Annotated in this window: 3 protein-coding genes; 2 read left to right on the top strand and 1 reads right to left on the bottom strand. The window is 66.4% G+C overall.

All coding sequences use genetic code 11. The features are described 5' to 3' along the window. On the bottom strand, positions 1–2703 hold a 2703-nt coding region (gene metH, locus ADBZ6I_RS16055; protein WP_526385585.1), incomplete at its 3' end, for a methionine synthase. A 222-nt stretch (positions 2704–2925) separates the two neighbouring features. Between metH and ADBZ6I_RS16050 the strand changes: the two genes are divergently transcribed. After that, positions 2926–3813 carry a PAC2 family protein gene (locus ADBZ6I_RS16050; protein WP_526385583.1) on the top strand — a complete coding sequence of 296 codons (888 nt, stop codon included), beginning with the start codon at positions 2926–2928 and terminating at the stop codon, positions 3811–3813. Between the two features lie 65 nt (positions 3814–3878). Next, on the top strand, positions 3879–4886 hold a 1008-nt coding region (locus tag ADBZ6I_RS16045; protein ID WP_526385581.1), incomplete at its 3' end, for an acyl-CoA dehydrogenase family protein.

The following is a 4886-nucleotide window of genomic DNA, read 5'->3' as shown; positions in this document are numbered from 1 at the left end:
ACGTTGCTTGTCGTCGAGCAGCGCGGCGGCAACCGGCACCGAACGGGACGCGTCTTTGACCCAGATCACCGGGCCGGCGCGGCGCGGCGAGATCTTCACGGCGGTGTGGGCGCGCGAGGTCGTCGCTCCGCCGATCAGCAGCGGGATCTTCAACCCCTCGCGTTCCATCTCGACGGCGAAATTCACCATCTCGTCCAGCGACGGGGTGATCAGCCCGGACAGCCCGATGATGTCGGCGTTGTGTTCCTTCGCCGCGTCGAGGATCTTCTGCGCGGGCACCATCACACCGAGGTCGATCACGGTGTAGTTGTTGCACTGCAGGACGACGCCGACGATGTTCTTGCCGATGTCGTGGACGTCGCCCTTGACGGTCGCCATGATGATGGTGCCGTTGGTGGACTCGACATCACCGGGCTTCTTCTCGGCCTCGATGTACGGCAGCAGGTAGCCGACGGCCTTCTTCATCACCCGGGCCGATTTCACCACCTGGGGCAGGAACATCTTGCCGGCGCCGAAGAGGTCACCGACGACGTTCATGCCGTCCATCAACGGGCCTTCGATCACCTCGATCGGCCGTCCTCCGGCCGCGGCGATCTCGGCCCGCAATTCCTCGGTGTCGGCGTCGACGTGGGCGTCGATGCCCTTGACCAGGGCGTGCGTGATCCGCTCGCGGACCGGCAGGCTTCGCCATTCGGCGGCGGCCGGATCCTCGGCTTTCTCGGTGCTGTTGAACCGGTCGGCGATCTCCAGCAGCCGATCCGTCGCGTCCTCGCGACGGTTCAGCACGACATCTTCGATGCGCTCCCGCAGTTCGGGGTCGATCGAGTCGTAGGGCACCAGCGCGCCGGCGTTGACGATGCCCATGTCCAGGCCGGCCTTGATCGAGTGGAACAGGAACACCGCGTGGATCGCCTCGCGCACAGGGTTGTTGCCCCGGAACGAGAACGACACGTTGGAGATGCCGCCGGAGATGTGCACCCCGGGGAGGTTCTCCTTGATCCAGGCGCACGCCTCGATGAAGTCGGTGCCGTAGGTCGCGTGCTCCTCGATACCGGTCGCCAGCGCGAAGCAGTTCGGGTCGAAGATGATGTCTTCGGCCGGGAAGCCGACCTCTTCGGTCAGGATCCGGTAGGCGCGCCCGCAGATCTCCTTGCGGCGCTCCAGGTTGTCGGCCTGGCCCTGCTCGTCGAAGGCCATCACGACGACGGCCGTGCCGTACTTGCGGCACAGCCGGGCCTCCCGGACGAACTTTTCCTCGCCCTCCTTCAGGGAGATCGAGTTGACGATCGGCTTGCCCTGGACGTTCTTGAGGCCTGTCTCGATGACCTCCCACTTGGAGGAGTCGATCATCACCGGGACGCGGCTGATATCCGGCTCGGCGGCGATCAGCTTGGTGAACCGGTCCATCGCGGCGACGCCGTCGATCATGCCCTCGTCCATGTTGATGTCGATAACTTGCGCACCGACCTCGACCTGCTGCAGCGCCACCGACAGCGCGGTGTCGTAGTCCCCGGCTTTGATCAGGTTGCGGAACCGGGCGGAGCCGGTGATGTTGGTGCGCTCACCGATGTTCACGAAGAGGGAGTCGGCGGTGATGTTCAGGGGCTCCAGGCCGGATAACCGGGTGGCGACCTTAATCTCCGGCACCTCACGCGGAGCCTTGCCCTCAACGACCTTGGCGATCTCGGCGATGTGTGGCGGCGCCGTTCCGCAGCAACCACCGACCAGGTTGACCAGACCGTCCTCGGCGAACCCGGCGATATAGCCGGCCTGACGCTCCGGGGACTCGTCGTACTCGCCGAAAGCGTTGGGCAGGCCGGCATTGGGATAACAGGAGACGAAGGTGTCGGCGATCCGCGACATCTCGGCGATGTAGGGCCGCATCTCCGGCGCGCCCAGAGCGCAGTTGAGGCCCACCGCGATCGGCTTCGCATGCCGGATCGCATTCCAGAACGCCTCGGTGACCTGGCCGGACAACGTCCGTCCGGAAGCGTCGGTGATGGTGCCGGAGATGATCACCGGCCAGCGGCGTCCGCGCTCCTCGAACAGGGTCTCGACGGCGAACACCGCCGCCTTGGCGTTCAGCGAGTCGAAGATCGTCTCGATGATGATGATGTCGGAGCCACCGTCGACCAAGCCGTTGGCCGCTTCGAGGTAGGCGTCGACCAGTTGGTCGTAGGAGACGTTGCGGGCGCCGGGGTCGTTGACGTCCGGCGAGATCGACGCGGTCCGCGTCGTCGGCCCGATAGCGCCGGCGACGTAGCGGGGCTTTTCCGGCGCGCTGAAGTCGTCGCAGACCTTGCGGGCCAGGGCGGCGCCGGCGTAGTTGAGCTCATAGGCCAGCTCATGCATGTCGTAGTCGGCCAGCGAGACCGAGTTCGAGTTGAACGTGTTGGTCTCGAGGATGTCCGCGCCAGCCTCGAGATATTCGCGGTGAATGCCCCCGATGATCCGCGGTTGGGTCAGGGTGAGCAGGTCGTTGTTGCCTTGCAGAGCGGTCGGCCACTCACTGAACCGGTCGCCGCGGTAACCCGCCTCGTCGGGCCGGTCGCGCTGGATCGCCGTGCCCATCGCGCCGTCGATGACCATGATCCGGCGGCGCAGCGTGGCCGTCAGCTCGTCGGTGCAGTCGGGGCGGATGTTCGGCGCGAAAGTGTTCGGCCCAGAGGTACTGGGTCCAGAGCCGGTCACGGGGGCGTTCACGTGCGCTCCTTCCTTATCGGAAGGCGTCCTTAACTCTGCCGAGCGTGGCGGATTTCGGGAAACCCGACTCCGTTGCAACGCCTCTCGACCCGAACAAGTCTACGTCGTCACCGGACCTGCTTCTGGACGCCCATCTCGTCGCTGGGTACCCACTCGCCGACGCTGACGCTTTGCCGCCTCTGATGCGGCTCATCGCAGCCGAGCAAGGCTTAGGCTGGAACGGTGACGTCGTGGAACTGGGCCGGTGGCGCCGGTAGCAGCGGGGCCGACCTGCCCGAACTCCACAACACCGTGATCGTCGCGGCTTTCGAAGGCTGGAATGACGCCGGTGACGCGGCCAGCGACGCCCTGGAACACCTCGACGAGATCTGGGAAGCCACGCCGATCGTCGAGATCGACGACGAGGCCTACTACGACTACCAGGTGAACCGGCCGGTGATTCGGCAGGTCGACGGCGTCACCCGGGAACTGGTCTGGCCCGCCATGCAGATCTCGCACTGCCGCCCGCCCGGGTCCGACCGCGACATCGTCCTGATGCACGGCGTGGAGCCCAACATGCGGTGGCGCAGTTTCTGCGCCGAACTGCTCGGGATCGCCGACAAACTCAACGTGCAGACCGTGGTGATCCTCGGTGCGTTGCTGGCCGATACCCCGCACACCCGGCCGGTGCCGGTGTCCGGGGCGGCCTACTCCCCGGAGTCGGCGAAGTTCTTCGGCCTGCAGGAGTCCCGCTACGAGGGACCCACCGGTATCGCGGGGGTTTTCCAGGACGCCTGTGTGGCCGCGGGTATTCCGGCGGTGACGTTCTGGGCGGCGGTTCCGCACTATGTGTCCCAGCCGCCCAACCCGAAGGCCACCGTGGCCCTGCTGCGCCGGGTCGAAGATGTCCTCGACATCGAGGTGCCGCTGGCCGACCTGCCCGCCGAGGCCGAGGAATGGGAACTGGCGGTCACCGAGATGACCGCCGACGACGAGGAGATCGCCGACTACGTCGCCAGTCTGGAACAGCGCGGCGACGCCGAGATCGACGTCAACGAGGCGATGTCGAAAGTCGACGGGGACACCCTGGCCGCGGAGTTCGAGCGCTACCTGCGCCGCCGCGGCCGCTGACGCCTCCGAGCAACTCCGGGGACCCGCAGTCGCGCGGGTGTCCCGCGCTTATCTACATTGGGGTTGTGAAACTGGAATTGAGCGACGCCGACGCCGCCTTCCGCGACGAACTGCGCGAGTTCTTCACCACCAAGATCCCGGCCGAAATCCGGGAACGCGCCCGCAACGAGAACCTCAACTACCCCGAGGATGTCGTCATCTCGCTGCGCATCCTCAACGAGGCCGGGTTGGCCGTGCCGCACTGGCCGGTCGAGTGGGGCGGCAAAGACTGGACCCCGCTGCAGCATCAGATCTGGGCCGAAGAGCTGCGGATGGCCTGCGTGCCCGAGCCGCTGGCGTTCAACGTCGGCATGGTCGGCCCGGTGATCGCACACTTCGGTTCCCAGGAGCTCAAGGAACGCTTCCTGCCGGCGACCGCCAATCTCGACATCTGGTGGTGCCAGGGCTTTTCCGAGCCGGAGGCGGGGTCGGACCTGGCGTCGTTGCGGACCACCGCGGTGCGCGACGGCGACCACTACGTCATCAACGGCCAGAAGACCTGGACCACACTGGGCCAGTACGCGGACTGGATCTTCCTGCTGGCCCGCACCGACCCGAACGCCCCCAAGAAGCAGGCCGGCATCTCGTTCATCCTGGCCGAGATGTCCACCCCGGGCATTACCGTGCGCCCGATCAAGCTGATCGACGGCAGCTACGAGGTCAACGAGGTGTGGTTCGAAGACGTCCGGGTTCCGGCGGACCAGCTGGTCGGCGAGGAGAACGCCGGCTGGAGTTACGCCAAGTTCCTGTTGTCCAATGAACGCTCCGGCATCGCCCGGGTGGGCACCACCAAGGTGTGGCTGACCGAGGTCAAGGAGCGCGCCGCCAAGACCCCGGTCGGAGACAGCACGCTGATGGAAGATCCGCTGTTCGCCGCCCGGGTCGCCGAGGTGGAGAACGAAGTACTGGCCCTGGAGCTGACCCAGCTCCGGGTCGCCGGCGATGAGGCCGACGGCAAGCCGAACCCGGCGTCGTCGATCCTCAAGCTGCGCGGCACCCAGCTGCAGCAGGCGGTCACCGACCTTCTCGTCGAG

Origin of the sequence: Mycobacterium sp. (assembly GCF_044342925.1) — a bacterium.
GTDB lineage: Bacteria > Actinomycetota > Actinomycetes > Mycobacteriales > Mycobacteriaceae > Mycobacterium.
Note: the sequence above shows the minus strand (reverse complement) of the source record. Positions and strands in the feature narration are given on the sequence as shown.